Source organism: Coleofasciculus sp., from assembly GCF_046565525.1.
Lineage (GTDB): Bacteria > Cyanobacteriota > Cyanobacteriia > Cyanobacteriales > Coleofasciculaceae > Coleofasciculus.
This window is the reverse complement of sequence record NZ_JBKHUP010000055.1, coordinates 14,625-39,564: the sequence shown is the minus strand read 5'-3', so window position 1 is coordinate 39,564 and position 24,940 is coordinate 14,625. Positions and strand designations below refer to the sequence as shown.

Annotated in this window: 21 protein-coding genes; 8 read left to right on the top strand and 13 right to left on the bottom strand. The window is 43.4% G+C overall.

What is annotated here, in order from left to right; genetic code table 11:
- Positions 1 to 179 precede the first annotated feature (179 nt).
- The 3 genes from ACLGGO_RS19815 to gloA all read left to right on the top strand — a co-directional run bounded on the left by ACLGGO_RS19815 (position 180) and on the right by gloA (position 3,500).
- A complete protein-coding gene (locus ACLGGO_RS19815) occupies positions 180 to 2,810 on the top strand; it encodes a DEAD/DEAH box helicase (RefSeq protein ID WP_446420600.1) in 2,631 nt (876 codons plus the stop codon).
- Positions 2,811 to 2,884: 74 nt separating this feature from the next.
- Positions 2,885 to 3,019 (top strand): hypothetical protein, encoded by a 135-nt coding sequence (locus ACLGGO_RS19810; protein WP_446420599.1) that lies wholly within the window; start codon positions 2,885 to 2,887, stop codon positions 3,017 to 3,019.
- A gap of 49 nt (positions 3,020 to 3,068) precedes the next feature.
- The gene (gene gloA / locus ACLGGO_RS19805; protein WP_446420598.1) at positions 3,069 to 3,500 is read left to right on the top strand and encodes a lactoylglutathione lyase; all 432 of its coding nucleotides are present in this window, start codon (positions 3,069 to 3,071) and stop codon (positions 3,498 to 3,500) included.
- A 183-nt stretch (positions 3,501 to 3,683) separates the two neighbouring features.
- Here the strand turns inward: gloA and ACLGGO_RS19800 are convergent, their stop codons facing one another.
- Positions 3,684 to 4,853: an NAD(P)/FAD-dependent oxidoreductase gene (locus tag ACLGGO_RS19800; protein ID WP_446420597.1), complete on the bottom strand. Its 1,170-nt coding sequence runs from the start codon at positions 4,851 to 4,853 to the stop codon at positions 3,684 to 3,686.
- 42 nt (positions 4,854 to 4,895) lie between these two features.
- Positions 4,896 to 5,915: a hypothetical protein gene (locus ACLGGO_RS19795; protein WP_446420596.1), complete on the bottom strand. Its 1,020-nt coding sequence runs from the start codon at positions 5,913 to 5,915 to the stop codon at positions 4,896 to 4,898.
- Positions 5,916 to 6,045: 130 nt separating this feature from the next.
- On the opposite strand from ACLGGO_RS19795, the gene ACLGGO_RS19790 reads away from it, so the two are divergent.
- The 3 genes from ACLGGO_RS19790 to ACLGGO_RS19780 all read left to right on the top strand — a co-directional run bounded on the left by ACLGGO_RS19790 (position 6,046) and on the right by ACLGGO_RS19780 (position 8,296).
- Complete coding sequence (locus tag ACLGGO_RS19790) at positions 6,046 to 7,227, top strand: M20 family metallopeptidase (RefSeq protein WP_446420595.1); 1,182 nt, start codon at positions 6,046 to 6,048, stop codon at positions 7,225 to 7,227.
- Positions 7,228 to 7,443: 216 nt separating this feature from the next.
- Positions 7,444 to 7,848, top strand: coding sequence for a hypothetical protein (locus ACLGGO_RS19785; protein WP_446420594.1), 405 nt, complete (start codon positions 7,444 to 7,446; stop codon positions 7,846 to 7,848).
- Positions 7,849 to 7,876: 28 nt separating this feature from the next.
- Positions 7,877 to 8,296 carry a peptidylprolyl isomerase gene (locus ACLGGO_RS19780; protein WP_446338034.1) on the top strand — a complete coding sequence of 140 codons (420 nt, stop codon included), beginning with the start codon at positions 7,877 to 7,879 and terminating at the stop codon, positions 8,294 to 8,296.
- Between the two features lie 12 nt (positions 8,297 to 8,308).
- On the opposite strand, the gene ACLGGO_RS19775 is transcribed toward ACLGGO_RS19780, so the two are convergent.
- A complete protein-coding gene (locus ACLGGO_RS19775; RefSeq protein ID WP_446420593.1) occupies positions 8,309 to 9,319 on the bottom strand; it encodes an alpha/beta hydrolase family protein in 1,011 nt (336 codons plus the stop codon).
- A gap of 259 nt (positions 9,320 to 9,578) precedes the next feature.
- The gene (locus tag ACLGGO_RS19770; RefSeq protein WP_446338032.1) at positions 9,579 to 9,965 is read right to left on the bottom strand and encodes a BON domain-containing protein; all 387 of its coding nucleotides are present in this window, start codon (positions 9,963 to 9,965) and stop codon (positions 9,579 to 9,581) included.
- A 249-nt stretch (positions 9,966 to 10,214) separates the two neighbouring features.
- Between ACLGGO_RS19770 and glsA the strand changes: the two genes are divergently transcribed.
- Complete coding sequence (gene glsA, locus ACLGGO_RS19765; protein ID WP_446420592.1) at positions 10,215 to 11,195, top strand: glutaminase A; 981 nt, start codon at positions 10,215 to 10,217, stop codon at positions 11,193 to 11,195.
- Positions 11,196 to 11,393: 198 nt separating this feature from the next.
- On the opposite strand, the gene ACLGGO_RS19760 is transcribed toward glsA, so the two are convergent.
- A complete protein-coding gene (locus ACLGGO_RS19760) occupies positions 11,394 to 12,518 on the bottom strand; it encodes a THUMP domain-containing class I SAM-dependent RNA methyltransferase (RefSeq protein ID WP_446420591.1) in 1,125 nt (374 codons plus the stop codon).
- 52 nt (positions 12,519 to 12,570) lie between these two features.
- On the opposite strand from ACLGGO_RS19760, the gene ACLGGO_RS19755 reads away from it, so the two are divergent.
- The gene (locus ACLGGO_RS19755; RefSeq protein WP_446420590.1) at positions 12,571 to 13,398 is read left to right on the top strand and encodes a TylF/MycF/NovP-related O-methyltransferase; all 828 of its coding nucleotides are present in this window, start codon (positions 12,571 to 12,573) and stop codon (positions 13,396 to 13,398) included.
- Here the strand turns inward: ACLGGO_RS19755 and ACLGGO_RS19750 are convergent.
- The 8 genes from ACLGGO_RS19750 to ACLGGO_RS19715 all read right to left on the bottom strand — a co-directional run bounded on the left by ACLGGO_RS19750 (position 13,378) and on the right by ACLGGO_RS19715 (position 24,854).
- Positions 13,378 to 14,166, bottom strand: a complete 789-nt coding sequence (locus ACLGGO_RS19750; RefSeq protein WP_446338028.1) for a DNA-binding response regulator — start codon at positions 14,164 to 14,166, stop codon at positions 13,378 to 13,380. The two genes, ACLGGO_RS19755 and ACLGGO_RS19750, sit on opposite strands and share 21 nt — an antisense overlap.
- Before the next feature lie 47 nt (positions 14,167 to 14,213).
- The gene (locus ACLGGO_RS19745; RefSeq protein ID WP_446338027.1) at positions 14,214 to 14,807 is read right to left on the bottom strand and encodes a Uma2 family endonuclease; all 594 of its coding nucleotides are present in this window, start codon (positions 14,805 to 14,807) and stop codon (positions 14,214 to 14,216) included.
- 21 nt (positions 14,808 to 14,828) lie between these two features.
- Positions 14,829 to 17,483, bottom strand: a complete 2,655-nt coding sequence (locus tag ACLGGO_RS19740; protein WP_446420589.1) for a tetratricopeptide repeat protein — start codon at positions 17,481 to 17,483, stop codon at positions 14,829 to 14,831.
- A gap of 298 nt (positions 17,484 to 17,781) precedes the next feature.
- The gene (locus ACLGGO_RS19735; protein WP_446420588.1) at positions 17,782 to 18,363 is read right to left on the bottom strand and encodes a transposase; all 582 of its coding nucleotides are present in this window, start codon (positions 18,361 to 18,363) and stop codon (positions 17,782 to 17,784) included.
- Between the two features lie 182 nt (positions 18,364 to 18,545).
- Positions 18,546 to 19,886: an erythromycin esterase family protein gene (locus tag ACLGGO_RS19730; protein ID WP_446420587.1), complete on the bottom strand. Its 1,341-nt coding sequence runs from the start codon at positions 19,884 to 19,886 to the stop codon at positions 18,546 to 18,548.
- Between the two features lie 17 nt (positions 19,887 to 19,903).
- The gene (locus ACLGGO_RS19725; protein ID WP_446420586.1) at positions 19,904 to 20,566 is read right to left on the bottom strand and encodes a phosphoribosyltransferase; all 663 of its coding nucleotides are present in this window, start codon (positions 20,564 to 20,566) and stop codon (positions 19,904 to 19,906) included.
- A gap of 243 nt (positions 20,567 to 20,809) precedes the next feature.
- On the bottom strand, positions 20,810 to 23,404 hold the full coding sequence (locus ACLGGO_RS19720) for a PAS domain S-box protein (RefSeq protein WP_446420585.1): 2,595 nt from the start codon (positions 23,402 to 23,404) through the stop codon (positions 20,810 to 20,812).
- Positions 23,346 to 24,854: a CBS domain-containing protein gene (locus ACLGGO_RS19715; protein WP_446338019.1), complete on the bottom strand. Its 1,509-nt coding sequence runs from the start codon at positions 24,852 to 24,854 to the stop codon at positions 23,346 to 23,348. Before ACLGGO_RS19715 ends, ACLGGO_RS19720 begins: the two co-directional genes overlap by 59 nt.
- Positions 24,855 to 24,940 lie beyond the last annotated feature (86 nt).

Sequence of the window (24,940 nt, the reverse complement as noted above, 5' to 3'; positions counted from 1 at the left end):
TAACTAAAGAATGGTTTTTTAATCATGGAAGACACTGAGCTAAGTGCTTATGATTTAGCAGTAAAATTAGGGGTAATTAGGATTGCTAAAGTTTGTCGGCTGATCTAAGCAGCAACAAAGATTCTTGTGACAGAATAGTAGCTTTAAGCTAAATACTTACTAATAAGTCTAGGAAGAAAATGGCTAAATTTCGGACATCGAAAAACCAAAACTCTGTTCCTGAGTCTATTGATCTCATGTTCAGAGATTTGAAACGTGATCCTTCAATCAAGTTTTTGGGCAACCATCAAGGTCAAATATTAAATAAGTATGAAAAAGATTACTTGAAGAATGCTAAGGATATTGCTATCGAATTACCAACGGGTACGGGAAAAACACTTATTGGTCTTTTAATTGCTGAATATCGGCGGAGAATACGAAAAGAAAGAGTGGTTTATTTATGTCCTACTCGTCAACTTTGTAGTCAAGTTCATAAAAAAGCAAATTTGTATGGAATTAATACAGTAGTTTTGATGGGACAGCAGAAAGATTATGATCCCACTGATTTTTACAACTATCAGAGAGCTGAAGTAGTCGCTATTACAACTTATAGTGGTATCTTTAATACGAATCCAAAGATTAGTGATCCGGAGACAATTATCTGTGATGATGCTCATGCTGCTGATAACTATGTAGCATCTTTATGGACAGTTTCTATTAATCGGAAGGATCACAAGCAGTTATTTGATCAAGTTGTTCGTATTCTTGAATCAGTAATACCTGAATATGTAGGCTTTTATCTTAAAAATGGTGGCAGTTATTTTGAGAATAAACAAGTTGATTTAATTTCAAATATTGCTTGTCATAATAAACATCAGCAAATTATAGAATCTTTGGAGTCATTAATTAAATTTAACGAAAACGATCAAAATTACCGAGACCTAAAATATGCTTGGGGTTTTATCTCATCTCATCTTGATGCTTGTTCGATATATTGTTCATCAGAAAACTTTGAAATTCGTCCAATTATTCCTCCCACGTTAACTCATCAACCATTTTCAAATGCACATCAACGAATATATATGTCAGCAACATTAGGAGAAGATGGGGATCTTGAGCGTGTTTTTGGAGTTAACAAAATACCTAAAATTCCTATTCCTGGAGAATGGAATAAAAGAAGTATAGGAAGAAAGTTGATTTTTTTACCAGCAATGTCATCGGGAATTAATCCAAAAGAAGTTGCTGCTACAATGCTTCAAAAAAGAAAGCGTGGACTTATTCTTGTTCCCAACAATACATCTCTTCAAGCATGGTCAAATCTTTTAAAGGATACCCACACTATATTACAGTCAACAGATATTGAAGAAAGTTTAGAGACTTTTACTAAAAGTAACAAGCCTACGGTTCTCATACTTGCTACTCGTTATGATGGAATTGATCTACCTGGTGATGACTGTCGCTTTATAGTCCTAGACGGAATGCCTACTGGTAGTGGATTGCAGGAAAAATTTTTACTGACTCGTCTTGGAGCATCCTCACAATTACGCAATCGTATCCGTACCAGAGTTACACAAGCAATGGGGCGATGCACTCGTGACGAAAACGATTATGCTTTAGTTATACTTCTTGGAGAAGATTTAACGAAGTGGTGCTGTACGTCTATTAATTTACAAGGGATGCACCCAGAGTTACAAGCAGAAGTTCAATTTGGGTTAGATAATTCTACAGAGTTGGAAGTTGATAATTTTGTTGAGCTAGGCGAAGATTTTTTTAATAAAACTCCAGATTGGAAAGACGCTGAGAATGAGATTCAAAAACTTCGTGATTCTTCATTGAAAGTATCAGATGATGTAGCTGAAGCTCTTGCAAAATCTATGCCTCATGAAATCAATTATGTTTATCAATCTTGGAATGGTAAACATAAAGAAGCATTCAATGAAGCAACAAAAGTTTTAGATTCTTTAGAGGGGGGGACACAACTTAAGCCTTATGTCACTTTTTGGTATCATCAAGCAGCAAATTCTGCTTTTTTAGCATGGAAAGAGTCTGACAAAGAGATCTTTAGAAATTCAGCTATTTCTAGTTTAGAAAAAGCCTTGAAAACCACTAAAGAAAATAATTGGCTAAATAAGCTATTTCCTTATCTAGAGAAGACAGCAGATGAAAATGATAATCTTCCTTGGAGAGAATGGTTCATGCAAATAAATGATTTATTAACGGAATGGGGGATTATGGGTAGTAAGTACTCTCAAAAAGTTGCTACTGTACAAACAAATATTGTAAATATAGATGCTACACCTTTTGAAGATGGGTTAGAGTCACTTGGTCGAATGCTTGGCGCGAAAACCCATAAATGGAAAAAGAAAGAACAAGGTAAACCTGATGGACTCTGGATATTTGGAAATTGGCACGCCTTTGTATTTGAAGCAAAAACTGAGGAAGGACGCACTGAAGAAACAGCTAATTATGGTATCTCGTTAAATACAGTCACTCAAGCTGGTAGACATGAAACAACTGTCAGAGCAGAAGGACATATTCCTGATTATGTACCTTGTTCAACTGTTCTGATTTCTCCTAGACAGAAACTTAATGAATCTGCAATAATCCACACTCAAGAAATTAGCTATTGTTCTCATGACGAAATGGTAAAGCTGTTTGATAGGACTGCATCGGTTTTAGAACTCGTTCGTTCTTTTGCTCCCAATAATACAGAGGAAGATATGATGGAATATGCCATAGAGGTTTACAGTAAGCGTAATCTAGGAATGCAAGATATTAAAAATCTACTTCTAAAACAAAAACTAGATAGTCTACCAAAAACTAAAAGCTAGGTAAAATGTAAAGTCAGAATGATTTGATCTGCTTTAGTAACGACTGCAATAAAAGGGGGTCTTCCGTAGTTGGTGTGCTAAATTGGCAGACGGTATTGATAGTTCGTTATATTGGAATTGAACATATTGACCCCGATGATTTAAAGATTCGCCGTTGGGGATTGGTTTCTGAGGGAATCACCTGTTGCACTGTCTCACCGCCTCGATAGAATGAAAAGCAAAGAAACATGAATAAACGTAAGGAGTCTTTAATCAGCTATGCGAATGCTACATACAATGCTGCGCGTCGGTGACTTGGATGAGTCACTCAAATTCTACTGTGACGTGCTGGGAATGAAACTATTGCGGAAAAAGGACTATCCCGGCGGGGAATTCACCTTAGCGTTTGTTGGCTATGGCGATGAGTCTGACCATACCGTGTTAGAACTAACCTACAACTGGGGTGTTGACCAATACGAGTTAGGTGATGCCTATGGTCACATTGCGATTGGCGTTGATGATATTTACGGCACCTGTGAGCAAATTAAGGAGCGTGGCGGTAAAGTCGTGCGGGAACCAGGTCCAATGAAACATGGTTCCACTGTCATCGCTTTTGTCCAAGACCCGACTGGCTATAAGATTGAGTTAATACAATTGGGGACTCAATCCTCAGCCAAACCTCAAGAAAAAGCTACAGCGGCTAGTCATTAACAACTTAAGTAGAATGGCACGCTCAGATGAGGCTGGTGGGCATTGCCCACCCTACGGTATATCTTTAGCATGTAGGGGCGGGTTTCACTACTATCGTTTCTGACCTCACCCAAATGTAACTAAACCCGCCCTGACGTAGAGACGTAACATACTACGTCTCTACATTCCGGTATTCCCCGTTCGCTACAAATTCCGTGCCAGTTGAGCGATAATTTGATCCTCCTTCCCCATGACCCATTGAGCAAAGCGTTGGGCTAAGGGTGGTACAAATACCAGAGGGTTGGTAAATCCAGAGAAAATATAAACACCCTCTACGCCCTGAATGCCTCCCACCACGGGTAGATTGTTCGCTCCAAACGCCACTAAACAGTGATGCCAAGTTCCTGGTAGGCTAGCTAAAGCAGGTAGGACATTCCCCACCTGAGTACGAATGGCAGACTCACTAGCGGCTGAGTTTACCTCTGCAAAAGGTTCCGTCAGAATACGACTAATCTGACCCATCCGTAAACTACCATCTAGAAACTGAATCGCCCCAGCATCTAAAATCGGTGGCACCGGTTCGTAAGTCGGTTCATCCCAAAAGGGTTCTACCTCCGCAGCGCTAGCTTGAGCTTCAAGTTGAAAGCGTTGGGTATTTGCCGGCATGACTAATGTCCGCAATTTCAGGTCAACCGTTGACGTTTCAATCACTTCCGTATGGGTGAAGTAGACGCGCACCTGAATCCCTGCTGCTTTAAGTAAGGCGCGGCTGAATCCACCTGCACAAATAACCGTATTGGCAGCATGATAGGTTTGATTATCCGAGGTTTTCACCCCCTGAACCCTATCCCCCTGGCGCAGGAGTTCCACCACTTGAGCAATCTGCTGTTCACCCCCAGCGCGACAAAAGGCTTGGCGATAGCCTTGGGTGAGGTGTTCCGGATGAATATGACCATGACGAACCGTAAGAACGCCCGCGATCGCATTAGGATTGAGTAGGGGCTCTAACTCACAAGCCTCCTCGACTGAGAGTAATTTTGGCACAATGGCAAAATTTGCATAAGCCGCCGCCATTGTTTCTGGGTTTTGGTCAGCAGAAATAGTCAAAACTAAATCCAATTCCCGAAACTGGGTATCATGGTCTAATTCCGCTGATAAATGACGGTGACGTTCAATTCCCTCCCCGCACAGCACTCTCGTCAGGTCTGATTTCCCTGACCAATAGGCTAAACCGCCATAACTGTACCGAGTCGCGCCTTGAATTGCTGTGTCTGAATCGACCAAGAGAACCGTTAACCCTGCCTGGGTAAGTTCATAGGCGAGTGCGGCTCCGGTAATACCCCCACCAACAACAATCCAATCGTAGGTTTTCATGGTGTTGAAATCTAATGGTTCTGACTTTTTTATAACAATTATTTATTTGATGATTCTTTTTTCAGTATTACTTAAAACATCTTGCACTAATCTTTCACTAAACCCGGCGGCAAAGGCGACGGCAATGTAAAAAAATTCTTTTTGCTCGACTGGTTTTTCTATAGGAATAATACCTGACTCTATACTTGCTAAAATAAAAAAACTAAACCCCATGCCTACAAGGGGCTTAAAGAAACCCGTTAAAAAGTATGTGATTGAATCGGTGCGACTTTGCCTATCAATATTTTGGATTTTTACTATTACGCTAATGGCACTTCCTAAAGCACCAAATACCATTGGAATTAAGAAAAATCTGATTCCTCGAATTTCTTGAATGTCTTTATAAATTCCTTGATCGGCGTCGGGGTAAGTCTGAGTTTCAATCAAATCCTGTATTTTAGTCTCTTGAGAAAGTTCATTAATATTGACATCAGTCCGATTTAAATCGGATAGTTCTAATTGAGGTTGAGGTGTAGGCTGATTCAACAATTCATTTTTAGCAGCTTTATAACCTTGTTGATACCCTTTATTATAAAAATCGTAGTGTATGGCTAAAAACGTTACTGGAATAACAAAAAAAACAATCAAAAACCAGGTTAATCCACTAATTAAATGTGCTGAGTTTGAACCAAAGCCTAAAAAAACAGAAATCCACGGTACTTTATGAAGGAATAAATCATACTTGATTTTTTGGGATAATCTCTTTAGACACTTTATTTTCAGTTTTTTAACATCGTTTTCATTGTTTGCTTTTTCTGATACTGAAATTACTGACTGCTTAAAAAAGTTGGCTTTTATCAAAATCACAGCATGTTTTGCCGTATAAAGCAAATGAATATTTTCCGTGATATTGATATCAGATAATAAATTTAAAATAGATGCAACTTCATTATAAAGTTCTGGTTCTAATTCATTATCTGCCAAAAAAGTCTCGATTTCTGTGATCAATCTTTTAGCTTCTAGTTCAAATGAAATCTCTGCACTAGGTTTGGGAGTGCTGGGGATATTATCGTCTTGAGTCATGGTAATACTTCGGAGGATTTTAGCCGCCGTACTAGCTAGACTATTGAATAGTGGTTAACTGTAGCTTACCACTACTCAGGTTCACAGATAAATAGATACAGTGGGTACAGTGAGACCTCTCGTTTAGTTTATGCTTAGCCGAATCAAAGACCTAGCCCAAGAGCTTGCACCGCGTCTGATTGAAATTCGCCGCCACTTCCATGCTCATCCAGAATTGAGTGGTCAAGAATACCAAACAGCGGCTTATGTCGCGGGTGTGCTTTCCTCCTGTGGCATTGTTGTCCAAGAAGGAATTGCCAAAACCGGCGTGATTGGTGAGTTAGTCGGGGGTACTGATGAACGCCTCGTTGCCATTCGCACGGATATGGATGCGTTACCGATTACCGAAGCCACCGCTCTGGTATTTGCCTCCCGTAAGATGGGGATAATGCACGCCTGTGGTCATGATGTTCACACCACTGTTGGTTTAGGTACGGCGATGGTGTTGTCAGGATTGGGAGCAGAATTACCGGGAAATGTGCGCTTCTTGTTTCAACCTGCTGAGGAAATCGCCCAAGGTGCTAACTGGATGGTGCAAGATGGGGCGATGAATGATGTCAGTGCCATTTTTGGGGTTCATGTGTTCCCGTCGATTCCAGGGGGTTCTATTGGTGTCCGTTATGGCGCACTGACGGCGGCGGCGGATGATTTGGAAATCTTTATTACGGGGGAATCGGGTCATGGTGCCCGTCCCCATGAAGCTGTGGATGCGATTTGGATTGCGGCTCAGGTGATTACCACTCTACAGCAAGCGATTAGCCGCACTCAGAATCCTTTACGTCCGATGGTCTTGACAATTGGACAGATTAATGGTGGACGCGCCCCGAATGTAATCGCGGATCAAGTCCACTTAGCCGGAACCGTGCGATCGCTCCACCCCGAAACTCATGCGAATCTGCCAGAATGGATTGAGTCAATTGTGGCAAGTGTCTGCCAGATGTATGGCGCTCGCTGTGAGGTAAATTATCGCCGAGGTGTGCCTTCGGTGCAAAATGACTTAGCTTTGACTCAAATCTTAGAAACATCTGCCAAAGAAGCCTGGGGAAGTGATCGAGTGCAAATTTTACCCGAATCCTCAATGGGGGCGGAAGATTTTGCCATGTATCTAGAACATGCTCCCGGTACGATGTTCCGCCTCGGCGTCGGGTTTAAGGATAAACCCAATTATCCCTTACATCACCCCCAATTTGAAGTGAATGAATCGGCGATTATTACAGGTGTGGTTACGCTGGCTTATTCTGTCTACCGATATTGGCAACAGTCTGTTTTGTAGTTAAGGGAGTGTTGAATTTTGACCCTTCACTTCGCGTATGGCATGGTTTGTCGGGGCGGGTTTCACTACTATCATTTATTATTCACCCAGATGCGACTAAACCCGCCCCAACCCAGTGGAATAATTTATCGGTTGTAGGGGCGGATTTTACTACTATCGTGTATTATTCACCCAGATGCGACTAAACCCGCCCCGACTAAGTGGGAGAATAAGGTTATGGAGCGATCATTAAATTTAAATACTCAAAAACAACCCGCCTGTAACCAATACTGTCACTTCATGCAAACGCTTTGGGATATGCCTTATCCCGTCCAAGCTACTGCTTTTTGGGCGATTGAATTGGCATATAATCAGGGCTGGCAATTGCCAGGTCAGATGAGTGGGTCTTACAATGAATTTGCACAACGCTGGGGGAATACCGGATTTACTGAGTATGTCACTTTGTTGGAAAAACAAGCGAATCAGGTATTGCCAGAGGCATCAGAATCGATTCAACAGCAAGCCGAGTCTGCCTTTTTGCAAATCGCTCAATTAGAAGCAGAGTTTTGGCAAATGGCGTTTAATGCTGGAACGGTCGTGCCGAATAATGGAACCCATTCCCCAGTGTTCAATGACCCTTAATCATGATATCACACGCAAGGAAAAAAGTATGACCCGCGCCATTATGGAAACGGAAAAAGGTACAATTCATCTGGACTTATTCGAGAAAGATGCTCCGAATACGGTGAAAAACTTTGTTGATCTCAGTGAAAAAGGATTCTATGACGGACTGACATTTCATCGCGTTATTCCCAATTTTATGATTCAAGGAGGCTGTCCTATGGGAACTGGTACGGGGGGTCCTGGCTATACGATTAACTGTGAAATTAACCCCAATAAGCATTTAGCTGGGTCATTATCTATGGCACATGCGGGTCGGAATACTGGCGGAAGTCAATTTTTTATTTGCCACTCGCCTCAACCCCATTTAGATGGAGTCCATACTGTTTTTGGCAAGACAGAGGATATGGATGTTGTCAATGCTATTCAAAAAGGCGATAAAATTCTTTCGGTGAAGATTGAACAGTAATTGCCTTCTCATTTAGTTGGAGGGCAAAGCCGATTCAGCAAGGGGTTTGATTGGGTGAATCACGATGACATTTTCATCCTGATCATCCCCACTGTTGTACAGATAGTCAAAGGCGGCGGTATCATTGAGTAGATGCGATCGCAAAAATAAGGCACTCCACCGCGCAATAGTTTCTGTGGCTACATCCTGGTCTAATAAAGGTCTGACGGGATCGCGGACGGGATTATCTTCATTGGTAATCCCATAATGGTTAGCCCCTTTGACAATCACTAAAGCTTTGGGTGGATCTTGAATCTGATTGTAAGTGGCTGTGACTTCAACTAAATCGGCAATTGTGTCTTGACTTCCGGCGATTAAAGCGGTAGGAATCATTTGATTATTAATCGGAGGAAATGAACCTGTTTCGGGGGGATCTTTAAAGTTTGTACCATAGAAAATACCAGCCATTAATTCGGGAGGTTGGGTAAACTTGTCTACGCAAACGTTGGGAGCGCAGATGTTTTGGATAACGGCTAATCCGACAAACCCGCCAAAGGAATGTCCGAGTAGTCCTAGTTTATTGGTATTAACAATTCCAGCAATCGGTGAATCCGGATTAGCGTTTTTTTCTTTTATATAAGAAAGAACTTCATTGACTTGCTGCTGTTCGGCAAGAAAACCAGTTATGGGTTCTCCGGTTCTGGAATTGGTGACAGTCCGTTCATGATTGGGGACAACCACGACAAATCCATAACTGGCGACGGTACTGGCGAAGTTGGAGTAATCGGCTTTATCTACTAATGCTCCTTGTAACAGTAGGGCGATAGGAAATTGATTGGTGTTGGTGTTAGAATTTGAGGGAATCGGGAAATAGATATCGGCGGGATCACCATTGGTCGTAATAGTTGTTTGATAGGTATTGACTGTATCGAATAAAGGTTCGGCGCTAAAGGTTGCCCAGGTTGGTTCTCCTAGTCCTAAAGCAATCAATAATGTCCCGACTAGGGTCAAGGATGATCGTTTGTTCGTGGATAAGGAACTCATTGTCTGTGAGATTTTCGGATTATTTTAAGACTGTCGGAAAAATTGAGTCCATTGTCAAGTGTTTCGGGTAGGTTGCACCCATGTAGTGGCGTGGCATAGCTAAAATAGTGGAATAGATTTTACGGTTAAATCGGGCGCACGTCGGTGCGCCCCTACGGTGAAACGCTTAAATAATTGAAATAGGCATTAGGTTTAACCTAATGCCTTATTAGTCGATAGATAATCTTGAGAGGAACTCTAGCCTAATACAGCTAACAGGTTAACCCACTGTCACTTGAGTCGTATCAACAGCTTTTGCGCCATTGACCCCTCTAGCAACCTTCACCATCTTGTCCAAAATTGCCTGATCAGGAACCTTACCCTTCAAAACCACAGTGGTACTCGTTTGTGCTACATAAAGAGTATTGATGTCATCTAGATCAGGGTCTTCATCAAAGGCTAAAGCTACCCGCTTCGCTAAACCACTTTGGTCATATTCTCCATGTAAACCAAGACGTTCTGGAGGAGTGCTGGAAAGTTTAGTCGTTGCTGGAGCTTGAGCAGTTTGGGGGCGACTGGCTACAGATGCAGGCTGCTGTTGTGTTGGAGGATTTACCTTTGCTTCTTTTGGCTTATCCATGCCAAATAGTCGTTTTAACCAACCCATATTCTGTTGAACTCCTATTATATTTGCCTATTGAGCTAATCATTATCGGTCTAACCTAGGAGTTAGAACATCTATCAATAAGGATATTTTGGTATTATAGCTATCACCATAAAGGTACAGATTGAGAGCCGACAACACTAGGTATCAGCAAGAACCCTTCTGTCATCTGCCTTGTGCCTTTTGCTATATGAGTCATTCACCTGGGAAAAAGGAAAAATCTTGATCAATCTAAGTTGAATTGGGGATAGCATGACTGAAAAAAATAAGATGTCTCACCCTATCAGTGACTGGAATAATCCGAATCGTCATCAATCTTCAGTGAGACTATCCGCACTGACTCAGGATAAACTCAATCCCTTAATCGTTCAGGCAAAAGTACAATGCCAAGGGGGGCAACTACCCACCTATATCCCATATCTGGCACAGGCAAATCCTACCTGGGTGGCGGTGCAGGTACAGAGGATTCAGGGTGAGGGGGTGGCGGCGGGTGATATTCGTCGTTCATTTCCGTTGATGAGTGTGATTAAGCCGTTTGTACTGCTATTTTTGCTAGAAAAATTGGGGATAGAGGCGGTATTTTCTCAGGTGGGGATGGAATCGTCTGATCAGCCATTCAATTCCTTAGCCCAACTGCAAGCTGATCGGGGAAAGCCACGCAACCCAATGATTAATAGTGGTGCGATCGCACTCGCTGGGCGTTTACTGGGTAAGGATGGGGCGTCTGGTTGTGAAACCCTGCGCCAGTGGCTGAATCAGCGATCGCAGTCTCGGTTATTTTTAGATGAGGCTATGTTAAAATCGGTGCGTTCTCTCCCCAATGAACGGAACCGCGCGATCGCGAATCTATTAGCCGCCTCTGGTTATCTGGATCACCCAGAAATCGCCCTGGATACCTACAATCACGTCTGTTGTTTATCGGGAACGGTGAGGGATTTAGCTCAACTGGGGATGCTGCTGGCGCAGGATACGAGCATAATATCACCCCAACACCGCCATATCGTCAACGACATTCTGATCACCTGTGGATTGTATCAAGCCTCCAGTCGCTTTGCGGTAGAGGTAGGATTACCAACCAAGTCAGGGGTGAGTGGCGCGATAGTTTCCGTCGTACCCTCTCAGGGTGCGATCGCCTGTTATTCTCCGGCGTTAGATGAGACGGGTAATTCTAAAGCGGGGTTGTTTATTGTGCAGCAATTGGCGCAGACTTTAGAGTTGAATGGTTTGGGTTAAATTTCAGCATCGGAATGATATTTTTTTAACGCAGAGAGACGCAGAGGTTGGCGCAGAGGTTCGCAGAGGGGTTGTAAGTGTTTTGATGAAGATTGTGTAGGGTTTTGAAATTGTTGGAAATACTAGGTTAGTCGTCTTTAGACGACTTTAGCTTTTAGCCTTGGGTTAAAACCCAAGGCGGTTTAATGGGACTTAGCCTTAATACAGTTCATATTTTAAAAAGGTGCAAGGAATAGAACCGTTATATACGGGAATTCTACGCGATGGTTTTAGTCCTACTCGCTTAGCTAACTGCTTATTTCCGGTTAAAATAAATGCTGTCCATCCTTTAAAGCGTTGTTTAAAGATATCCCCTAGTAGTTTATATAAATCTCCCAGTTCATGAGGATTCCCCAAACGTTCTCCGTAAGGAGGATTGCAGATAATTATCCCGCTATCGGCTGGGGGTTCTACCTGGGAAAGGTCTTGTTGAATAAAGGTGATCTGGTTTAGAATGCCACAGTGTTGGGCATTACTCCGGGCTTGGTTGAGGATATCCGCGTCGCGATCGCATCCCGTAATCGGTGCAGCTAATTCCTGGTGCTGACAGGCTTTTGCCTCTTTGAGGAGTTGTTGCCAAAGGGTGGGATTAAAATCTAACCAACGCTCAAATCCAAACTGTTCTCGAAACAAGCCAGGGGCAATATTTAAGCTAATTAAACTGGCTTCTAGGGGTAGCGTTCCGGAACCACACATTGGGTCTAATAAAGGCAAATTAGGATGCCATTCTGCTAATTCTAACAGTGCGGTGGCTAAAGTTTCTTTGAGGGGAGCAAGTCCCATGGCGGGTCGATATCCGCGTCGATGTAGACTGCTTCCTGAACTATCTAAACTGAGAATACAACGGGTTTGATGAATGTGAACATTGACGAAAAGGTCAGGCTTTTCTATATTTACATTAGACCTTTTACTAAACTGGCTACGTTGTTGATCGACGATTGCGTTTTTCACCTGAAGGGCAGTAAAGTGGCTATGGTTAAGCTGGTTATTCTTTCCTGTCGCATTCACGGCTAAGGTTTGCTGCGGTTTCAGGTATTGCGCCCAAGGAATGCTTTGTACCCCCTGGTAAAGTTGTTTAGCATTTGCACAAGGAAATTCGGCGATAACGACGAGTACTCGAAAAATCGTTCTCGCCCACAGATTCACCCGGTACATTAACGCTGTATCGCCCTGAAAATGCACCCCCGTAAAATCAGGACGCACATCCTGCGCCCCCAAGCGTTCAAGTTCTTGCGCCGCAATGGGTTCTAATCCACGGGCGACTGTGGCAAAGTAGTGGTTCACGTTTTATGGTTTAATACAGAGTCAGAACACTATTAGGAGCTAAACCCATCTAATGTTTAACGTGATGGAGCGGTTAATTTTTAACAGTCTAGATAAATTATATAAGTTTTATTCTAAAAAAGAGTTAGGCTATCAACTAGCACAACTGAATCAACCCGATACTCGATATAAAACACTGCTCAAAGAAGTGGAAGGGGTTTATAAAGAGATACTTCTGACTGATTTACCCGACTATGACGAGGTAAGAACTGATTTACTGTTTAAACTTTTAGGTACATCGGTCAGTGAAGCGTTCTATATTGTCAATTATTTACATAAATCTTTACACTTGCCAGGAGATATCTGTGAATTTGGCGTCGCCCAAGGTGCGACATCAGCATTAATGGCGTATGAAATTCAAAAGACGGATAAAACAATTTGGCTTTTTGATTCCTTTGCTGGATTACCCAAACCCTCCGCTAAAGATACACTAAAAGATGATATTTTTAATCTCGGATCAATGGATGCCTACACGGGGACAATGCTCACCGCTGTTGATCTGGTGCAAAAGCGATTAAATGATATTAACTTTCCCTCAGAACGGACTCAAATTATACCCGGGTTTATTGAAAAAACGATTCAGTCATTTAATCGAACTCAACAGGTTTGTTTTGCCTACGTCGATTTTGATTTTTATGAACCTATTTTAGTGGCTCTCAATTTTCTTGACCAGGTATTATCCAAAGGTGGACATATTATTGTTGATGATTACGACTTTTTCTCGACGGGCGTAAAAACAGCCGTCGAGGAGTTCATCGCTGCCCATCCGGATAAGTATCAATTGTCACTACCGATTAAGTCAGCCGGACATTTTTGTATGTTAAAGAAGCTCCCCGAATAAGGATTCAGTTAACAAAGAGTCAGTGAAGGAACCCGAGTTATCAGAATCATCAAATAATTTGGTCATGTAATCATAGTTACCCTCACCGACATTTTTGTTCAAGATGTTGATAATCATTTCTGAATTATCGTAGGGACCACTAATATAAAATGGTTTGCCATTGCGACCCAATTGAATTTTGGGTTGACCACTCCACTTACCTAAATGTTGTCGCGATCGCTTAAAATCTTGATGGGGTTGAAATCCTAATTTTTCGGCATAGTCTACTGCACTATAAACTAGGGATTGGGCTTGTTCTAGGGTAATTTTTTGAGATCCTTCGGGAAAGCCTTGATAGGCGTAGTCTAACATCTGTTTATATTCAACTGAATTCAGTTGACGCGGACCCATGGTATCTTTGACACCGAGACACCATACATCTAACAGGTAAGTACAAACGGTGAATCGGTCATACTTGGGTTTGCGGGTAATACAGACTAAGGCTAAACCTCGGTCGATATTGTCCTCGGTTTCTTGGACGGGTTCAGTATTGTCATGAAGATAATACTCAGCACAGTTGGCGTTGACGAAGCATTCAAAAACTGGATCTAATTCTCCTGATGCAACACGGGCAAGTGTGGTTTCTTCCGCCTGTTCTTTGATATAGGCGGTGACTTCAGCCGCCCGTAATCCTAATTTGCGAGCAATTTGTTTCGGGGTTAAGTTGCGATCGCGTAGTTCGGTGATTTCTTTTTTTTGTTCGGGTGTCATCGTTTTGTCATTGGTCATTGGTCATTGGTCACACTTTCAGTTTTTACACTCAATCTATTCATGGTTTAACTATCTTTGGCTGATTCAAACTCAACTTTGTCATAAATTTCTTCTAGAGTTATTTGGAATGAAAACGAGTTTAGATTAACGATTTCATTAGCATCATCATATTCATAGAATGTCCAGCGTTTTCGCTCGGTTTTGAAATAGTGTTCAATGTGCATCGTGTATTGGTCAATTAAGAGATATTCCTGAAAACTGGGAATCGTGCGATAGGCGTCAAATTTAGCAGCTTTGTCATGACTTCGGGTAGATTTTGACAACACTTCAGCAATGATTAAAGGATTTGTGATCGTGTCTTGTCGTCCTTCTTGTAGTTGCAATTCACCCTGAACGACCATAACATCAGGATAGGTGTAGATACGTTTTCGAGGAATCCAGAGCCGTTGATCGGTGACGAACACTCGATACGGTTGACGCTTCAGGGCGAAATTTAGCGCACCACTCAGATTTAGAGCAATTTGATTATGATTTGGGGTTCCACCAGTCATCAATACAATTTCGCCATTAATGAATTCATGTCGTTCTTCTGAGTTAATTTCAAACTCCAGGTACTCTTTAGGGGTGTAATTTTTTTGTTCTTCTGCTTGAATTATCATTTGATTTAATGTCTCAATAGTTTATTGTTCAATCAAGCGCCAAAATCGATCATCTTTGGCGATCGCGTCCAAGTCCAAATCCGTTCTGGCTTCCTCACGATACGCGGGATTGAGGGCGATGGCTTTTTCTAAGTTATCGATACTGAAGTGAACCTGACGTTGTTGAGCATAGCCGATAGCTTTCTGATAAAAAGCTGGGGCATAATCGGGTTGAATGGCTAATGCCTGATCATAACTTTCTACCGCTTCCTGATTGCGTTTTAACTTGATCAACATATTCCCTTTGTATGTCCAAGCTTTATGGGAATCGGGTTTGAGTTCAATCGCCTTTTCAAAAGACGTTACCGCCTCCTCATACCGTTCTAATACCGCCAAGGCTAAGCCGCGATTAAACCAAGCCACGCCATCATCAGGTTGCACTTGTACCGCTTTATCAAAGGAATTAAACGCCTCTTGGTGTTGTTGCAGTGCGCCGAGTACCACACCCCGATTTACCCAAGCTTCATGGTAATCGGGTTTGATTTCCAACGCCTGCTCAAAGGATGCGATCGCATCCTCCCGGCGTTTCAATCTCCCTAGCATCATTCCCCGATTTAGCCATGCTTTGTAATCATCAGGCTGGATTTGAATCACCTTATTGAACGCCACTAACGCCCCTTCAAAACGCTTCAATTCCCGTAAAGCTAACCCTCTATAATACAAGGTATCGGTGGCTTCTGGGGCGAGTTCCAATCCCCGATCCAAGGATGCGATCGCGTCTTGGTAGCGTTTTAATTCCCATAAGGCGACACCGCGCTGATGCCATAGATTCGCGTTATCGGGTTGTAGTTCTAGGGCTTGATCATACCGTGCGATCGCCTCTTCATAGTCACCTTGAGCGAATAAATTATTCCCTTGATTAATATAGTCCTTGACATTCAAGAAAAACTCAGGATGATTCTCATGCAATCGTTCCAGTTGTTCCGTCAGGGGTTGGATTTGTTGCAGTACATCAGACAAGGCAGATTCGGCAATTTCCGTGGGCGTAATCTCTGCTAATTTTTGCAGGATTTCCTGTTTTTGCCTTTGAGCATCGCTTTGAATATCGGTTAACTCATCGCCTAACATAGACTCCAATTTTTCCAGGCTTTGGAATGCCTGATCTTTTCGCTCTTGAATCGCCGACTGGAATTGAGAAAATTGATTAGTAAACTCGGTTTGGATTTGACTCAAACTTTGCAGGGTTTGAGCGCGGTTTTCTTGTACTCCCGATTGGGTGGTTGAAAGCTGACGGGTTACCTCCTGCTCCAATTTTTTCAAATTACCCAAGGTTTGATCAATCTCTCCTTGAATTTGCGATTGGGATTGTTCCAGGTGGCGCGTAACGTCTTGGCGTAAGCGTTCCACATCTGCAAAGGCTGTCCCTTGCTGCTGTTGCGCCTTTTGTTCCGCTTCCGTTTTAATCTCTGTCAATTGGGGTGAGAACTCTGAGGCGAGGCGTTGCAAATTCTCTAGAATACTTTCCCGTTCTTGTTTCGTGGTAGTTTGCAGTTGGGTTAATTGCTGTTTAAACTCCCTTTCCGCCTGTTGCAAGTTCTGTAAAATTGTCGCTTTTTGTTCGTTCAGTGACCCTTTCACTTGGTCAAGCTGGGGTGTAAACTCCTTCTGGAGTTTTTCTAAGTTCTGGAGAATCCTATCCCGTTGTTTTTGTGCCTCGTTTTGCAGTTGAGTTAATTGCTTGCCAAACTCCGTTTCTGTTTTTTGTAAGCGCTGGATAATTGCCGCTTTTTCCCCTTGAGCCGCCTGTTGCAGTTTGGAGAGTTCCGGGGCAAATTCGGCACTGAGTTGTTCTAAACTCTGGAGAATTCTATCCCGTTGGCTTTGGGCGTGGTTAAAGAGTTCCGCCAGTTGATTGCTAAACGCTGTTTCTGAATTTTTCAGGTTTTCCACAACCCGATCTTTTTCGGCGTGGGTATCCTGTTGTAATTTCGCCAGTTCCGGCGTAAACTGGGCGGTTAATTGTTTCAGGTTCTCCAGTGTATTCGTTTGTTCCGATTCAACGTGAGAACGCAGTTGGGATAAATGGTGGGAAAACTCTCCATCGGTTTGAGCCAAAGCTTTTTGGGCGTCTTTAATATGGGTATTTAAGTCTCGCAGAGCCTGTTGTTGAGATTCCGAGAGTTCACTCAGAAGCTGGGATGACTCTTTTTGCTTCATGCCAATATCTTCGTAGAAGTCATCGGCTTCTCTATTTAAATCATTAGCTAAATCTTCGGTACGTTCCAGAATCGCTTGTACCTGTTGATTCGCCTGGTTAATTTTCCCTTCCAAGTCGGTTAATTCATTCAGATGCGCTCTCACCAAATCCGCCACCTCGCGAATTACCGCCCGTCGCAACAGGAATAAGCCAACAATCGCCGCAATTAACAGCAGCGCTAAGACGGCTAGGAGGACATTAAACAGGGTGGTGGTGCGACTAAAGGCGCGATTTGCCTCCGCCTGTACTTGTTCTTGGATACGCCGCTGCTCCCGCAACCGTTCCAACTCTTGTTCCTCGGTATCGGAAAGCGCTTGAGATAGTAACGCATCTTGGGCGATGGCTTGAGGCTGGATAACGCCAACAGACAATAGGATTGTCGAAAAGACAACTGTGCTTAATGATAGGAATGCCAAAGTCACCGAGTTTATGAGCTTCATCAGAACGTCCTTTGCCTATTGCTCTCCCATTGCCATCTGATTTCTAACCTTACCTCAAAATCACTATCGCTGACTCAAGCTAGGCTCGTCGTTGTTCGTAGTGAGCGCTAAAGCGCCGACTGCACGAATGGTACTGACTGGCATGCTGGTGGGCAATGCCCACCCTACGGTATATCAAGGGTTTCGGCGATCTAAAACCGCAAAGTTTCAGTGCCATTAACCTTTTATCATATCAAGAAATTGGGCGGTTAAATGTAGGGGTACGGCAATGCCGTGCCTGTTAAAATTGCCGTGACCCTTAAAAGGGAAGATCAATTAGAATATTCTGACTTTTGGGATAATGCTGGGGGTTTTCTGGATCTTCTGCCCAACGCCCGGGATTTTCTTTAATATAGCGTCGGATAGTCTCTAACGATTTTTCATCTCGGTTGATGTGTTCGTAAAAATTACGTTGCCAGATTAAGGATGTATGTGTTGTATTGCAGAGGAGATTAATTTGTTTGGTGACAGCCGCTTTATAGGTACGAATCACCGTGGGGATAGAACCGCGTACTGGTTTGCTAAATGTTTTAGTTGTCTGATTATCGCCCGGTTGTGCTGGGATTGGGGTGTCGCAAATCACTAAAATACCATGTAAATGATTCGGCATAACCACAAAGACATCTAATTGAATATGGGCAAAATGATCAGGAATAGCTTGCCAGTAATTAAAGGCGATATATCCCAAGAAATTTAATCGCATTTTCCCCTTCACCACATCACCAAATAAACATTGCCGCGCTTTGGTACAGAGGGTAATATAATACGCTCCTGGTTGAGTGTAATCGTACCCTTTGAGACGAATAGAACGGCGGTGGTGTTTGTCAGGGTTGTATGACATGGAGCGAGGGCGATCGCGAATTGTTAATTGTCTTTATCCTAACAAGATACGGTGAAGGCACGATATGAACAAGGCACGGCAATGAAAGAGCCCCTACAATAATCCAGGAATAATTGATTGGGTAGGGGCACGATATCATCGTGCCCTTTTTAATCGGGAAGACTTACCCATCCGGGCTAAAATCACACGCCCATAGGGAAGGTTTCGGGTGCTTCACCTCGATCCCATTGAGGGGTGCGTTCTAAGGGTTCGACGGCGCAAGTCTCGTCAAAATGGATCATCGCATCAAACTGTTCCGGTAATCGCGCCTGGAAATAATGGCTGATGCGTTCAGTTTGGGGTTGATAAATCACACCGATCGCACGTTCTAAACGGGGCTGATGTAACCCTTGCACGGCGGGGTTTTGCTCCTGTAAGTTTAGCCAAAAATTTGGCTGTCCGGTCTGATGAAACAAAGCTTCATAACTTTCCGGTAATGCCCGACGCACTCCCTTGCATTCTGCCGATGCACCCCAATTGGATGCGGCGGTAACGGTTCCGGTGTAGGTACTAAAGCCAATCAGGAAGGCATCGCCTTCATATTGCTGACGCACCAATTGACCGACATTCAGTTCCCCAGCCGCGCCCATATCGGTGGCTCTGGCGTCGCCGAGGTGGGAGTTATGTTCCCAAACCACAACCTTCGTGGGTTGACCCTGTTGCTCAAAGTGAGTCACCAATTGGTTGAGGGTTTCCGCCATGTGGCGATCGCGTAAATTCCACGAAGAAATCCGACCCCGAAACATGGAACGATAGTATTGTTCGGCGTTCTTAATCAACCGGGCATTTTGTTCGGCATAGAAGAACTCATCCTCTGGAATACGCCCATCTCGTTGTGCATAATCCGCCGCACGGCGTTGTAATTCCACCAGTTGATCAACCACCTCATTTTCACAGGGTTCACCCATGCCAAAACTGGTGGCGTACCCATAGCTTTGGGTATCTTCGCCAAAGTGATCGAAACAGGAGTAACGGTAACGCGCATGGGCGGAGGCTTCTGGATCAACTGTATCTAAATACTTGAGAACGGCTTCAATTGAAGTATATAGGCTGTACAGATCTAGCCCATAAAAGCCTGCTTTCGTGGCATCCTTCGGTAAGGCATCATTATACTCTCGCAGCCAACCGACAAAATTTAATACATCGGTGTTGCGCCACATCCAAGTGGGGAAGCGTTGAAAATCTGCTAATGCGTCGATACTATCGGAATCATCACTAACACCTCGAACATAGCGATTAATCCGATAAGCATCGGGCCAATCGGCTTCAACAGCGACGGCGGTGAATCCCTTTTCTTGGATGAGCCGTTTGGTGATTTGGGTTCGTTGTTGATAAAATTCGTGGGTGCCGTGGGATGCTTCACCGATGAGGACAAAACGAGCATCACCAATCTGATCGAGTAGTGCCTCATAGTCTGATGATGTCCCGGAAATAGGATGTGCGGCTTGACGCACAGCATCAGTAAGTTGAGTTTGGATAACCATAATCTAAGTCCTCCTAATCATCGAGTTGAACCAGCTATTTGTTGACCGGCTGAGCGCTCCATTAAGTCACGCACTTCTTGGTCAGTGGTTTGGTCAAAGTTGTCGTACCACAGACCTACCGCGTAGAACGGTTGGGGTGTTTCACTGCAGATAATTTCGTCTACCTCGACTTGAACATCCTGGCAGGTTTCTGGCGCAGCAACGGGGACAGCCGCAATGATTTTTTTCGGGTCATGCTGTCGCAAAGCAACGGCAGCGGCGTGCATCGATGCCCCTGTGGCTAAACCGTCATCCACCAAAAGTACAGTGCGATCGCGCAATTCTAGGGGAGGACGATCCCGTCGGTAAGCCTTTTCCCGCCGTTCTAATTCTTTTTGCTCTTTCGCCGCCACTTGCTCAATCGCTTGCTCCGATACCCGCAGCGATCGCACGACATCCTGGTTTAAAATACGGGTTCCGCCACTCGCGATCGCGCCCATTGCCAGTTCTTCTTGACCTGGTACACCCAGTTTGCGAACCAGCCAAACATCTAAAGGCGCATTGAGTCCTCTCGCCACTTCATAAGCCACAGGTACACCACCACGGGGTAATGCTAGGACAATCACATCGGGGCGGTTGGCATACTCTTTGAGGTCGCTGGCGAGTCTTTGACCTGCTTCTTTTCTATTTTTGAAACGCATAATTATCCCAAATTGTCAACAAATTCTATACGACTAATTCAATCAGCGAATTAAGTGAATTAACTCAGGTGAGAACGATGAAGTTTTCTCGGAACTCCCTCATCCTGATTTTTAATTAAAAGGGGTTTAATCCTGAATAGACGGCTTAATTATTAGTTTAAGCTTCTATTAGCTTAGCTCGTTAGAGGCAAGAAATTCTTCAACCTACAGATAGATACCTGAACACCCCAAACCTTAGCTAATTTACTTCGCCAGATCCATGTCATTTAAACAGATTTCTCTTGGCTGTTGCGATCGCGGTTTAATCGGAATCTCGATCATAAACGTTGTTCCTTCCCCTGGAGTAGACAAACAAGAGAGTTGCCCCTGGTGTTTCTCAACGATAATTTGATAGCTAATGGATAAGCCCAAACCCGTACCACTGCCTACAGGTTTTGTCGTAAAAAACGGATCAAAAATTTGCGGTTGCACTTCCTCAGAGATGCCAATTCCGTTGTCAGTAATGCGGATCTTCAAAATATCGGTCTGCTGGCTTCCATTTTTCGGGGGTCGTTGTCGGTTAGCACCAGCTACTTCGGTGCTGATTGTAATCACCCCCGGTGACGAGTGACTATCTATGGCGTCGATAGCATTAGCCAGTATATTCATAAACACCTGATTCAATTGATTCGCATAACAGGTTACTTGGGGCAGTTGACCATACTCTTTAATTACCTGAATTTCCTGTCGATTTCCGGGCTTTTTGAGTCGATGCTGTAAAATAAACAGCGTGCTTTCTATCCCTTGATGAATATCCACCGACTTCAGTTCAGCTTCATCGAGTCGAGAAAAGTTTCTCAGGGAAAGAATAATCTGATGAATCCGCTCCGCCCCCTCTTGGATAGAGTTAAGCAGTTTATGCCAATCTTTTTTGACAAACTGTAAGTCAATGGCTTCTGCTATCTCTTGAACGGTTGCCGGGGGATTGGGATAAGTTTCTTGATAAAGATTAATTAGCTGAATCAAATCATTAAAGTATTGACGACCAATAGTGATATTGCCAAAAATAAAAGAAACTGGATTATTAATTTCGTGAGCAATTCCCGCGATCATTTGCCCCAGACTCGACATTTTTGCCGTTTGCACAAGCTGGGATTGGGTGCGTTTTAATTCTTCGAGAGTGCGTTGGAGTTGATGGGCTCTTTCTCGTTCTCGTGCTTCAGATTGTCGCAAAGCGGTTTCAGCTTTTTGGCGCTGGGTGATATCTAAAGCCGTTCCGAAGAGTTTAATTATCCGATAGTGCTGATCAAAAATGGGTTCAATTCTCACCTCAAGATGTCGAACTGTCGTCCGATTTCTCGGTAAAATCTGAAACTCTAATTCGTAGCAGAGTCCTTGCTCAATGGATTGCTTGATGGTTTCTTCAAATTGGGAACGATCATTGGGATGAATAAAGTCAAGGAGTTGTTGATAGGTGGGTTCTGTTTGATTGGGTTCCAGACCAAAAATGCGAAACAGTTCGGCTGACCAGATAATTTGACTGGTGAGAACATCAAATTCCCAATTGCCAATATGGGCAATTCGTTGAGCTTGAGCTAGATTTTCTTCCGAGAGGCGCAGTTTTTCTTCCGCCTGTTTGCGCGTGGTAATATCAATACCAAAGGATTGAATTTCTAAAATATGTCCTTGTTCATCCAGAATCGGTTGATCAGTCCACTTAAACCAATGGAGTTCTCCCTGATGAGAGATCATGATATGTTCGGAGGTTTCTGGACATTCATGGTTGACTAGGGATTTGACAAAATCCCTGATCTGGTCTTGAATAAAATCAGGCAGTAATTCTAAATATTTTGTGCCAATCAGTTCAGCCGGAGACTTGCCAAAAAAACGACAGTAAGACTGGTTGACAAAGGTGAGGGTGGTATCCGGTTTCCAGCGACAGACGAGGACTTGTTTCTGAAATTCTACCAGTTCTCGATACCGGATTTCGCTTAAGCGTAATGCTTCTTGTGCTTTTTGACGTTCTGTGATGTCACTGGCTGTACCCGTTACACCGACAACTTGACCTTGGTCATCAACCACTGCGATCGCGTTGAGCAATAATTGAATGGGTTCCCCGGCTTTGTTTAGATGGGTGGTTTCATATTGGAACACAGACTGTCCCTGAAATAAACACTGAAAAAGATTAACATCCGGTTCCAGGCGTTCCGGTGACAGGAAATCGGTAAACGAACGTCCCAGCATTTCCTCTGGAGAATAGCCATAAAGGTGTTGTACAATCGGATTAACAAAGGTGTAACACCCATACCGATCAACCGACCAAATCAAGTCTTGTGACGCTTCAACCAGATGGCGATATTGTTTTTCACTCTCACTCAGGGCAATTTCTGCATGGTGGCGTTCCTGAATTTCTTGTTGCAGTTGGATGTTTTGTTGGGCTAGCTGCTGTTGTAAGCGTTGTAGGCGTAATTGATTCTCAACCCGGGCTAATACTTCTTGCACTTGAAACGGTTTAGTAATGTAATCGACGCCACCGACTTCAAAGGCTTTCACCTTATCAAAGGTTTCATTCAAACCACTTAAAAAAATTACCGGAATGTTCTGGGTGATCACAGAGGCTTTCAACTGTTGACAAACTTGATAGCCGTCCATGTCTGGCATGACAATATCCAGTAAAATTAAATCGGGGGGACTGTTCGCAATAGATCTCAGCGCCAGTTTACCATTGGGTATAATCCTGATTTTGTACCCTTGCTCGGTTAACATCTCGGTTAACAGGTGCAAATTATCCGGGGTATCATCAATCGCTAGTATTGTCCCTTTGTACAAAGGAATTGACTCCAGAGTCATCGTGTTCATCAGTAGTTGATTTGGTCAAAGCTAATAGCCGTTCAAACTGAAATTCATGAGCTAAAGTAGAGAGAGAATTGGCTAAGAACTCATCGCGATCGCGAATTTCCTCGATGAGGCTCAGCATCACATCAAAATCTCCTTCAATTGTGGCTTGATGGAACGAGGTTTGCCAATCCCTGGGTAAATCAGCCATATCCTTTGGCGTCAAGGTAATGGTTACCGGGGAGGCTGGCACCTTGGGTAGCACCTCAGACAGCTCAAAATTAACTTCATTGTACGGAATGTGAGTGGACTGAGTTTTGGTTAATTCCAACAAGTTTTCCAGCAGTTCGAGCAAATGCTTACCAGCACTAGAGATGATACCTAAATTTTTCTGATCTTCGGGGGAGAGGGATTTTGAACGGTGCATCAGTTGAGAAAAACCGAGAATCGCGTGGAGTGGTGTTCTAAATTCATGGTTTAAATTGGCTAAGAAGGCACGTTTAACTTGGTTAGCGGCGGCGGCTTCGTCTTTGGCTTGTTGCAGTTGTGCTTCTAACTTGCCATATTGGCAGAGTTTTTGCTGCAATTTCTCATTGAGTTGACTTAACTCCTGGGTTCGCTCATCCACTTGTTTACGCAGAAGTTCAATTGTAGCATACAGTTCTATGGGGTTTAGCGCTTCTATGATTGTACTTTGGGTGATGATTCCTGCTAGTCTTCCGGCTTCATCTACAACCACTAAACGGCGGATTTTGTGGCATTTCATTATTTCATTTGCCAGCATCATTGAATCACTAACTTTAATCGGAATTAGGGGATTACTCATCACTGTTTTCGCGGGAGTATTAGCGAAATCAATCCCCCTATTTTTAAACTGAATAATATCCCGTTCTGTAATAATTCCCACGGGAACAATATCCGCTTCGTTTTGGGTTTCCGTAATCACGATGCAGCTTTTATGATGGGTAACCATTTGCTGGGTAATTTCTAGTAATGACGCTGTGGCAGAATTCTGAATCACCTGAGAATTCATTGCATCCCCCACTTGTTTGAACTTCAATAAGTCAGTGGGTTGAACAACCTCTCGAATGGTTTTAGGCGTAATTACTCCAATAATTTTGCTCTCTTGATCGATTACAGGCAAATGACGAATATGATGCTGGCGTAGCAGGGAAATAATCGAAAAAACGCCTTGATCTTGGTCAAGGGAAACGGTAACCGGATCAGGAGTCATCACGGCTTGAATCCTTAGGTTTTCCAGGGGTATCTGCTGGGCAGCGATGCGGACAAAATCCCGTTCTGTGAAAATACCCACTAACCGTTTCCGTTTGACGACTAAGGCATAACTAATCTGACGTTCATTGAGCCAATTAATAACGTCTGTTACCCGCGTCTGGGGAGTAACTATCAGGGGATTACAATCAATAGCTCGTGATTGCGATAGTTGTTCTAAAAGGGGACTGCTGGATGACATTTTTTGCATTTATTTTTTATTGAGGGGTAAGGATTCAGGGAATAAGGATCTTTTTTGCTTAAAGCTTTTCCTTTTTCCCTTCCCTT

Bases quoted from the DNA above. Each gene is read 5' to 3' on its own strand.
- ACLGGO_RS19815 (WP_446420600.1), top strand. From the start codon at position 180: ATGGCTAAATTTCGGACATCGAAAAACCAAAACTCTGTTCCTGAGTCT.
- gloA (WP_446420598.1), top strand. From the start codon at position 3,069: ATGCGAATGCTACATACAATGCTGCGCGTCGGTGACTTGGATGAGTCA.
- ACLGGO_RS19800 (WP_446420597.1), bottom strand. From the start codon at position 4,853: ATGAAAACCTACGATTGGATTGTTGTTGGTGGGGGTATTACCGGAGCC.
- ACLGGO_RS19795 (WP_446420596.1), bottom strand. From the start codon at position 5,915: ATGACTCAAGACGATAATATCCCCAGCACTCCCAAACCTAGTGCAGAG.
- ACLGGO_RS19790 (WP_446420595.1), top strand. From the start codon at position 6,046: ATGCTTAGCCGAATCAAAGACCTAGCCCAAGAGCTTGCACCGCGTCTG.
- ACLGGO_RS19785 (WP_446420594.1), top strand. From the start codon at position 7,444: ATGGAGCGATCATTAAATTTAAATACTCAAAAACAACCCGCCTGTAAC.
- ACLGGO_RS19780 (WP_446338034.1), top strand. From the start codon at position 7,877: ATGACCCGCGCCATTATGGAAACGGAAAAAGGTACAATTCATCTGGAC.
- ACLGGO_RS19775 (WP_446420593.1), bottom strand. From the start codon at position 9,319: ATGAGTTCCTTATCCACGAACAAACGATCATCCTTGACCCTAGTCGGG.
- ACLGGO_RS19770 (WP_446338032.1), bottom strand. From the start codon at position 9,965: ATGGGTTGGTTAAAACGACTATTTGGCATGGATAAGCCAAAAGAAGCA.
- glsA (WP_446420592.1), top strand. From the start codon at position 10,215: ATGACTGAAAAAAATAAGATGTCTCACCCTATCAGTGACTGGAATAAT.
- ACLGGO_RS19755 (WP_446420590.1), top strand. From the start codon at position 12,571: ATGTTTAACGTGATGGAGCGGTTAATTTTTAACAGTCTAGATAAATTA.
- ACLGGO_RS19750 (WP_446338028.1), bottom strand. From the start codon at position 14,166: ATGACCAATGACAAAACGATGACACCCGAACAAAAAAAAGAAATCACC.
- ACLGGO_RS19745 (WP_446338027.1), bottom strand. From the start codon at position 14,807: ATGATAATTCAAGCAGAAGAACAAAAAAATTACACCCCTAAAGAGTAC.
- ACLGGO_RS19740 (WP_446420589.1), bottom strand. From the start codon at position 17,483: ATGAAGCTCATAAACTCGGTGACTTTGGCATTCCTATCATTAAGCACA.
- ACLGGO_RS19735 (WP_446420588.1), bottom strand. From the start codon at position 18,363: ATGTCATACAACCCTGACAAACACCACCGCCGTTCTATTCGTCTCAAA.
- ACLGGO_RS19730 (WP_446420587.1), bottom strand. From the start codon at position 19,886: ATGGTTATCCAAACTCAACTTACTGATGCTGTGCGTCAAGCCGCACAT.
- ACLGGO_RS19725 (WP_446420586.1), bottom strand. From the start codon at position 20,566: ATGCGTTTCAAAAATAGAAAAGAAGCAGGTCAAAGACTCGCCAGCGAC.
- ACLGGO_RS19720 (WP_446420585.1), bottom strand. From the start codon at position 23,404: ATGAACACGATGACTCTGGAGTCAATTCCTTTGTACAAAGGGACAATA.
- ACLGGO_RS19715 (WP_446338019.1), bottom strand. From the start codon at position 24,854: ATGTCATCCAGCAGTCCCCTTTTAGAACAACTATCGCAATCACGAGCT.